This window comes from Dietzia aerolata (assembly GCF_014144865.1).
GTDB classification, from domain to species: domain Bacteria; phylum Actinomycetota; class Actinomycetes; order Mycobacteriales; family Mycobacteriaceae; genus Dietzia; species Dietzia aerolata.
Genome location: NZ_JAALDM010000042.1, coordinates 1 through 7,653 on the forward strand (window position 1 = coordinate 1; position 7,653 = coordinate 7,653).

Annotated in this window: 7 protein-coding genes and 1 tRNA gene; 4 read left to right on the forward strand and 4 right to left on the reverse strand. The window is 68.8% G+C overall.

From position 1 onward, the window contains the following. On the forward strand, positions 1-160 hold a 160-nt coding region (locus G6016_RS03230), incomplete at its 5' end, for a non-canonical purine NTP pyrophosphatase (protein ID WP_277815106.1). 173 nt (positions 161-333) lie between these two features. Here G6016_RS03230 and G6016_RS03235 read toward each other — a convergent pair. Together G6016_RS03235 and G6016_RS03240 are read right to left on the reverse strand one after the other, a co-directional pair. Then, on the reverse strand, positions 334-732 hold the full coding sequence (locus G6016_RS03235) for a DUF3817 domain-containing protein (RefSeq protein WP_182631270.1): 399 nt from the start codon (positions 730-732) through the stop codon (positions 334-336). Continuing rightward, positions 729-1,409 carry a hypothetical protein gene (locus G6016_RS03240; RefSeq protein ID WP_182631271.1) on the reverse strand — a complete coding sequence of 227 codons (681 nt, stop codon included), beginning with the start codon at positions 1,407-1,409 and terminating at the stop codon, positions 729-731. Before G6016_RS03240 ends, G6016_RS03235 begins: the two co-directional genes overlap by 4 nt. Before the next feature lie 60 nt (positions 1,410-1,469). On the opposite strand from G6016_RS03240, the gene G6016_RS03245 reads away from it, so the two are divergent. Next, positions 1,470-1,554: transfer RNA gene (locus tag G6016_RS03245), tRNA-Leu, on the forward strand. Positions 1,555-1,683: 129 nt separating this feature from the next. Here the strand turns inward: G6016_RS03245 and G6016_RS03250 are convergent. Both G6016_RS03250 and G6016_RS03255 read right to left on the reverse strand, forming a co-directional pair. Next, on the reverse strand, positions 1,684-1,824 hold the full coding sequence (locus G6016_RS03250; RefSeq protein WP_182631272.1) for a methionine/alanine import family NSS transporter small subunit: 141 nt from the start codon (positions 1,822-1,824) through the stop codon (positions 1,684-1,686). A gap of 3 nt (positions 1,825-1,827) precedes the next feature. After that, positions 1,828-3,480 carry a sodium-dependent transporter gene (locus G6016_RS03255; RefSeq protein WP_182631273.1) on the reverse strand — a complete coding sequence of 551 codons (1,653 nt, stop codon included), beginning with the start codon at positions 3,478-3,480 and terminating at the stop codon, positions 1,828-1,830. A gap of 139 nt (positions 3,481-3,619) precedes the next feature. Between G6016_RS03255 and G6016_RS03260 the strand changes: the two genes are divergently transcribed. Further along, entirely contained in the window at positions 3,620-4,219 is a 600-nt protein-coding gene (locus G6016_RS03260; RefSeq protein WP_182631274.1) for a hypothetical protein, read from the forward strand. A 447-nt stretch (positions 4,220-4,666) separates the two neighbouring features. Next, positions 4,667-7,653: fatty acid synthase subunit beta domain-containing protein (locus tag G6016_RS03265; protein WP_182631275.1), on the forward strand; the 2,987-nt coding region annotated here is incomplete at its 3' end.

Here is a 7,653-nt window from a genome sequence, read left to right on the forward strand (position 1 = left end):
CGGCAAGGGCGGCTTCGGCTACGACCCGCTGTTCCTGCCGGAGGGATCCGATCGCGCGGCGGCGGAGCTCACGTCGGCCGAGAAGGATGCGGCGTCCCATCGTGGCCGCGCGCTGCGGGCCCTGGCTCCGGCGTTGCGGGCACTCGCCGAGCGCGCCTGACCGGTCCGCAGTCCCGCGCCGAGAGCGCCTGACCCGTCGCGCGGTCTCGCCCTGACCTACCCATCGCGCAGACATGCCCATCGCCCAGCCCTACCCATCGCCAAGAGGGTTCTGCACACCCCGTTCTCGGGCGATGTGTGCAGAACCCTCTTGGCGATGGTGGGGCGCGCTGGTCAGGCCTTGGCTGGGGCCTCGGCGTCGACCGCGTAGGCGGCGCGAACGTCCTTGGTGCGCTTGTGCTCGAACCAGAACGACAGGAACGGGATGGTGCCGGCGAGCGCGGTCGCCAGCGTCTTGGGTGCCACCCAGCGGGCCTTGATTGCCAGGTCGAGGGTGACGAACAGGTACAGAATGTAGAACACGCCGTGCGCCTGGCCGATGTAGGTGAACCAGTCCGGGGCGTCGCCCGAGTTCTCCAGGATCAGGTACTTGTAGATCATCTCGACCGTGAGCACGAGCAGCCACACACCCGTGATCCAGGCGAGGATGCGGTAGCGCTTGAGCGCCCCCGAGATCTTGCCGTCCGGATCCGGCTTGCGGCCGTCGGTGGTGGGGGCGGTTGCGGCGGTCATGACGCGGGTTTCTCCTGTGAACGTGTGCCGAGGCCGTCCTTGCGGGCGAGTTCGGCGAGATATGAGTTGTACGCGGCCAGGCCCTCGTCCTGGACCTGCTCGTCCGTTGAGGGACGTCGGGTGGGAAGTAGGTCGGCCGGGATCTCGGTCATCTCCCGACCGCGACGAGTGCCCCGACCGGTTGCTCCACTCCGAGAGCCGGATGCCCCTGGACGAGTTCCGGCTCGGGGCGAACGTGGGGGAGTGGAGGTGGGGTTGTCGTCGTCGTCCAATCCGATTCGTCCCATCGCGCCGGACGGTCCGGCGACTCCCGCGGTGACCCCCGCGGCGCCGGCGGAACGCGGGGAACCCTCGGCGCTGGCACCGGCACCGGTGCTCATCTCCTCGAGCTCGTCGGCGATCCGTTCCTCCTCCTCGGCCTCGAGGCGGACGTACTTGAAATAGGCGTAGACCAGGAACCCGGCCAGGAACGGCCACATGAACGTGTAGCCCAGGTTCTGCACCGTGCCGGACGCCTCCTGATAGCGCGCCAACTGCCACAGCCCCATCCCCATGCAGACGATCGCGCCCAGGACCACGAACGCGATCCACGCCGGACGGTGCCGGATGGTCGGCGACGAGGACCCACCGGAGGCGGAATCGCTTCCGGTCGCGCGGGGGCTCGGGGAGTCGGACACGCCTCCACGGTACCGCCGATGGCACGCTAGACTCACCTCGCCCGGTACCCCCGGGTGCACGCGCCCGTGGCGGAATTGGCAGACGCGCTGGATTTAGGTTCCAGTGTCCTAGGACGTGGGAGTTCAAGTCTCCCCGGGCGCACCATCTTGTATGCACCATCCTGCGTGATCCGTGTGCCGACAAATGGGACCGGCCCCGCCCCTCGCGGTGCGGGGGACGGGGCCGGGGTCGGAGAAGAACCGCGGCGGATGCCGTCAGGTTGGTGCGGTCCGGTCAGTGCCGTGCGGCCGGGCGCGCGCCGGTCTCCTCGGTGATGTCGTCGGGGTGCCGGACGAAGTGCACGATGCTCAGGGCGAGGCCGCCCCAGATGACGAGCAGGAACAGCACCATCATGATGATCGCGGTGGTGGTCATCGGTCAGCCCTCCTTACGGATGTCGGTCGGGGCCGCGCCGGGTGACGCGCCCGAGGTGGTTTCTGTTGGTGAACCCGATGACGACGACGACAACTCCTCGTATGTGGTGTCGCTGGGATCGTCGTCGGTTTCGGGCGGACCGTCCAGGTGCTTGGCTCCGCGCCAGGGGAGCAGCGTGAAGATCACCGCGAGGATGAGGATCGCGGCGATCATGCCCCAGCCGAAGGTGTTGAGGACGGCGGATTCGTAGCCCTCATAGGGCTCGTCGATGAGTGCCTTCACCTCCCCGTACAGCGAGTAGGCCAGCACGGCAGGGGTGACCACGGCCATGCAGATGATCCAGATGGGACCGACCTTGAACGACGAGACCGAGTTGAGGTGATCGCGCAGTGTCGGGCCGAGGCGGAATACGAACATGATGGCCAGCAGGGCGATGAGGGCGATGCCGACGATGCCGAGGCTGTTGGCGAACTTGTCCATGATGTCCAGGTTCTGCAGGCCCGTCTCGGTGGGCATGAGCATGACCGACACGACGGCCATCGGGATGCCCACGACGAGCGTGGCGACGGTGCGGCTGACGCCGACCTTGTCCTGGAATGAGGAGATGACCACCTCGACGATCGAGATCATCGAGGTCAGGCCCGCTAGGATGAGGCAGAGGAAGAAGACGACGCCCCAGATCGCTCCGCCCGGCATTTGTGAGATCAACGCGGGGAAGGCGATGAACGCCAGGCCCGGGCCGCCGCTGACGTCGGCCCAGCCGGCCCCAGCTGAGGACGAGACGAGGAAGCCGAGGGTGGCGAACACGCCGATGCCGGCGAGGACCTCGAACGCCGAGTTGGAAAAGCCCACCACCAGGCCGGAGCTGGTGAGGTTGGACTTGCGCTTGACGTACGACGAGTAGGTCACCATGATGCCGAAGCCCACGGACAGCGAGAAGAAGATCTGGCCGTATGCGGCGATCCACACACTGGGGTCGCGCAGGGCCGCCCACTCGGGCGTGAAGAAGGTGTTGAGGCCGTCGAGAGCGCCCGGCAGGAACAGGGAGCGGACCACCAGGGCGACGAACAGGGCTACGAGCAGCGGGATGAAGAACAGTGCGGTTCGTCCGATACCCTTCTGGACACCCAATAGCAGGACACCCAGGGTCAATGCCCACACGACCACCAGGACGATGGTGATGAGTGGGACGAAGTCAAAACCGAAGCCGTTGCCCGCCTGGAGGAAGTCCGACGCGAAGAACGTTGCCGTCTCCTCGTACGTTTCGCCCCAGCGCTGATCCACTGAGAACCACGCGTAGCAGGCGGCCCACGCGAGGATCACCGCGTAGTAGATGGCGATGACAAACGCCACGAGTACCTGGATCCAGCCGATCGGTTCGGCGAACTTGCTGATCCGTCGGAAACTCAGGGGGGCGGAGCCGCGGTAGCGATGGCCGATCGCGTAGTCGAAGAACAACAGGGGGATGCCTGCGGAGAGCAGAGCTACGAGATACGGGACTAGAAACGCGCCGCCACCGCTGTCGTAGGCGACGAATGGAAAGCGCCAGATATTGCCGAGGCCAACGGCGGAGCCGATGGCGGCCAAGACGAACACGGTGCGTCCGGAGAATGCCTCGCGCTTTTTCGTACCGCCCGGGGCGGCAGATGTGGACATGTATTCCTCCTCGGTGGAGATCTGGCGCTCCTACAGCGTCAGACGTTTCCTACGTGTAGACCGACGGTTGCCGATCAGTGACCATTTCGATGCGTCTCGGCTATCGAGGCCACGTGACTAGTGGGAATAGAGTAAGCCCATGAGGTCCCGCAATGTTGGTCAGATGGCAAGACGCGCGATTGTTGTCGCGTCTGTCGTCATGACCTCTGCCGGGGCTGCGGCCGTCGCCGCGACCGAATCCGGGCCGACACCGACGCTGCCAGTCGTTCCGGCCGTGGTCGCCCAGCCGTCAGAGCTCGAGGTTTTTCCAGCCCCTGGCCCCGCGGCGGCACCGGTGCCGGCCGACGTGGTCACGCAGACCGGTTCATGGTTCGCCCACGGCACAACGCTTGATTTGTGGTCGGACGGTACGGGTCTGCTCGCGACCTGGGTCGGCGCGTTCGACGGGGACCGGCTCTCGCTGCGGCTCATCCCGGCACCGGGTCCGGCGACGGTGGCCGAGATCGTCGCCATCGAGACCGTCGGTCAGGGGGCGCTCGCCCCGGACGAGCGACCCGGGCTCGGCGGGCTGGTCACCGTCATCTTCGACGCAGTGCCGCATGCCGACGCTGCAGGCGGTGAGGGTCTCCGGACCGCGCATGTCGAATGGACCTCCGGTCCCCACCGTCACGCGGTCGACCTCTGTCCGGCACACGGACTTGATGCGGCCGCGATGGAGACGCTGGGCTGCGGCGCCTGACCTCGCGCTGACGGCTCCGCTCGCGAGCGTGAGCCGCCCACGTCGGCCACGAAATACCGTGTGCGGAACGTGCTCTCCGTCCGTATCCGTCCGCATCCGGGCGTGCTCGGCATGCTCGGCGGGCCGTGTGGAGGTGCTGTCGGGTGGCGCGGATGAGCCCGTCGACACGCCGAATGGGGGCGCGTGGCGACTGAGAAATAGATAACGATTAGATAACGGTGCGAATTTGAAACCTGAGGGTCGCCTCACCTGTGGATATGAGGGGGCCGTCATGTCTTGATGTGAGGGACGTCACGACAAGCGGCGGGCTCCGTGCCGTCAAATGAACGCTCGGACGCCGCCAATCTGAGGGGGACCTCAAGTTTCTGTGGCAATCTGTGCGCTGCGCCGCTCCGGGTAACCGAGAAGCGGCGCTGCCACTGACGAGAGTGCCAAGGAGTTCCCCACGTGACGATCGACGACCGCGACCTCACCCCCCGACCGCTTGAGACCGGACTGGCGGCCCGCCGTGCCTCCCGTGCCCTCGCGGACGAGCTGCGTGATGGCACGGCCTACGCCCTCGCCTTCGGTGGGCAGGGGATCGCGTGGCGTGACGCCCTGAGCGACCTCATCGACGGCACGGGCATCGGCCCCGAGCTCCAGGAGCTGGTGGACGCTTCCGTCGCGCTGACCGAACCCGTGCACGACGAGATCGCCGTCGTCCGCACTCACGGCTTCCGCCCGATCGAGTGGGCCAACACCACCACGGGCGAGGACGAGGACCACGGCGAACTGCCCGATGACGCTTCGCTGTCGTCGGCCGCCGTGTCACTTCCGGCGGTGCTGCTGGCGCAGATCGGTGCGCTCCGCGCCCTCGCCGCCGAGGGCTTCGACGTCAACCAGGCGCCCCCCGCCGCAGTGGTCGGACATTCCCAGGGTGTGCTGGCCGTCGAGTCGGTGGAGAGCTTCGGATCGATCGACGAGCGCCTGCTGGCCGTCGCCGAGCTCATCGGTGCCGCCGCGACGCTGGTCGGTCGTCGGGTGGGACTGTTCCGCAAGGGCGAGTCCAGCCCGATGATGGGCGTCTCCGGGATCGACGGCGAGGAGTTGCGCTCGGTCGTCGACGAACTGTTCGCCGGTGTCGACTCGTCCATCCGCCCCCAGGTCACCATCCGCAACGCCCAGCGCCGCCATGTCGTGGTCGGCCGCCCCGACGATCTCGAGGACCTGCGCCGACACTGCGCCGACCTCGAGGCCGAGTCCCGGCGTCGTCGCGAGGCCAAGCTCACCGGCGGTGAGGTGTTCGCCCCGGTCTTCGACCCGCTCGATGTCGAGGTCGGATTCCATCACCCGGCGATGGCTCCCGCCGTGGACATCGTCTCCCGCTGGGCCGCCCGCTGTGGGCTCGACGCCGATCGCGCCGCGGAGCTGGCCCGCCAGATCGTCACCGAGCGCGTCGACTGGGTCTCCGAGCTCGCCGAGACCCTGCACGCCGGCGCCGAGTGGATCCTCGACATGGGGCCCGGTGAGGCCCTGACCCGGCTCAACCGCTCCGTCGTCCGCGGCCAGGGCGTCGGCGTCGTGGCCGCGGCCACCCGCGGTGGCCTGCGCAACCTGTTCACCCCGGGTGCCACCCCGGAGGTCGAGCGCCCGTGGACCGCGTTCCAGCCGCAGCTGGTCACCCTGCCCGACGGCAGCGTGCACGTGGAGACCTCGTTCACCCGCCTCACCGGATGCTCGCCGATCCTGCTGGCCGGCATGACCCCGACCACCGTGGACCCGGCGATCGTCGCCGCGGCCGCCAACGCCGGCCACTGGGCCGAGCTCGCCGGCGGCGGACAGGTCTCCGAGTCGATCTTCGCCGAGAACACCCAGCGCCTGGCCGAGCTGCTCGAGCCCGGCCGCAGCGCCCAGTTCAACTCGTTGTTCCTCGACCCCTACCTGTGGAAGATGCAGGTCGGCGGGAAGCGGTTGGTCCAGAAGGCCCGCGCCGCAGGAGTCCCGTTCGACGGCGTGATCGTCACCGCCGGAATCCCCGAGCTCGACGAGTCCGTCGCCCTCATCGAGGAGCTGACCGAGGTCGGCCTGCGGCACGTCAGCTTCAAGCCGGGCACCGTCGCGCAGATCCGCCAGGTCGTGCGGATCGCCGCTGAGGTTCCGCACATGCCCGTGATCGTCCAGGTCGAGGGCGGCCGCGCCGGTGGCCACCACTCGTGGGAGGACCTCGATGACCTCCTGCTGGACTCCTACGCGATGCTGCGCGAGCGCCCCAACGTCGTGCTGTGCGTCGGCGGCGGCATCGGCACCCCGGAGCGGGCCGCCGACTACCTGACCGGTTCCTGGGCCAACGCCCACGGCTACCCGGCCATGCCCGTCGACGGCATCCTCGTCGGCACCGCCGCCATGGCCACCCTCGAGGCCACCACCAGCCCGCAGGTCAAGAAGCTCCTCGTCGACACCGTCGGCGTCGACGCCTGGGTCGGCGCAGGCCAGGCCGAGGGTGGCATGGCCTCCGGCCGCAGCCAGCTCGGCGCGGACATCCACGAGATCGACAACACCGCCGCGCGCACCGGTCGCCTGCTCGACGAGGTCGCCGGCGACGCCGAGGCCGTGGCCGCGCGCCGCGACGAGATCATCACCGCCGTCAACGGCACCGCCAAGCCCTACTTCGGTGACCTCGAGACGATGACCTACGAGCAGTGGCTGCACCGCTTCGTCGAGCTCTCCCTGGCCCACGGCGCCAGCGCCGACGGGCGCGTCTCGCGTGAGGGCAACGGATTCGACCTGGGTGGCGACTTCGGCGGCGACGTGGCCGACGGCACCCGTTCGGTGTGGCTCGACCCCACCATCCGTGAGCGCTTCCACCGCATGGTGCAGCGCACCGAGGCCCGGCTCGACGAGGTCGACAGCGGCGCGATCATCTCCGCCTTCCCCCGCGTGGAGTCGATGGAGCGTCCCGCCGAGGTCATCGAGACCCTCGCCGCCCGATACGCCGACCTGCGGACCGCGGTGCTGCACCCGGCCGATGCCGCCGAGTTCCTCGACATCTGTCGCATGCCCGGCAAGCCCGTGCCGTTCGTCCCCGTCATCGACGGCGACGTGCGTCGCTGGTGGCGCTCGGACTCGCTGTGGCAGGCCCATGACGACCGCTACGACGCGGACGCCGTGTGCGTCATTCCCGGCACCACCTCGGTCGCCGGCATCTCCCACCTCGACGAGCCGGTCGGCGACCTGCTCGACCGCTTCGAGGCCGCCACCGCCGACCGTGTCCGCGGCTACCTGCCGACCACCGAGGCCGTGAGCGGCCGTCGCCGCGGCACGGTCACCGCCGCCAGCGGACCCGTAGCCGACGTGCTCAACAGCCCCGACGTGACCTGGGCCGGCCGCCTGGTCATCAACCCCGTCCACCGCCTGGGCGTGCTGCACGCATGGGAGGTCGACGCCGAGGGCGTCGG

What these genes read in the sequence shown, in the direction of transcription:
- G6016_RS03235 (WP_182631270.1), bottom strand. Translation starts at nt 732, where the DNA reads ATGACCGCCGCAACCGCCCCCACCACCGACGGCCGCAAGCCGGATCCG.
- G6016_RS03250 (WP_182631272.1), bottom strand. Translation starts at nt 1,824, where the DNA reads ATGACCACCACCGCGATCATCATGATGGTGCTGTTCCTGCTCGTCATC.
- G6016_RS03255 (WP_182631273.1), bottom strand. Translation starts at nt 3,480, where the DNA reads ATGTCCACATCTGCCGCCCCGGGCGGTACGAAAAAGCGCGAGGCATTC.
- G6016_RS03260 (WP_182631274.1), top strand. Translation starts at nt 3,620, where the DNA reads ATGAGGTCCCGCAATGTTGGTCAGATGGCAAGACGCGCGATTGTTGTC.